Raw genomic sequence first — 474 nt, forward strand, 5'->3', positions numbered from 1 at the left:
GGGCGTTTTTCATCCCGTCCGGGTTTTGGTATCCAAACTCTCCGTAATGGCTTGGCTTTGAAGTTTCCTTTGATTTCTTCAACAAGGGTGAACCTTTGTTTCGGGGATATAGCTATCACTCCATCCACTCCGGCTGTTTTCTTGCCTTGGTTATCTTGGGTTACACGCCTTACCGCTAAGAGCCTTGCATAGTATGACTTCAAAAGGAGTTTCTGCAACCTTCTGGCTTTTGCATTCTGTCCCGATTGAGTCGCTTGATAGATACGCTTTTGTAGCTTGAAAACCATCCGCTGAACTTTCGTCCAGTTGACAGTCTTCCATACACTCTTAGTGTCCGCCAATTTCGGCTTACCGAAACCTTTGGATTGACTAGAACTCGTCATTACCACTACTTGAATCTCCATCTTACGTCTGAACCGTGACCCGTCTGCATATCTCGAACATTACATCCAAGCATTAGCTTCTGGTCACATC

Annotated in this window: 1 protein-coding gene; it reads right to left on the reverse strand. The window is 45.6% G+C overall.

Translation table 11 applies throughout. The features are described from left to right. Positions 1-383, reverse strand: a 383-nt coding sequence (locus tag LKE08_RS00365; RefSeq protein ID WP_324702207.1) for a reverse transcriptase N-terminal domain-containing protein, incomplete at its 3' end; no start/stop codon positions are given. Positions 384-474: the final 91 nt, after the last annotated feature.

The sequence above is a fragment of the Lyngbya sp. CCY1209 genome (genome assembly GCF_035615495.1).
Taxonomy (GTDB): domain Bacteria; phylum Cyanobacteriota; class Cyanobacteriia; order Cyanobacteriales; family Microcoleaceae; genus Limnospira.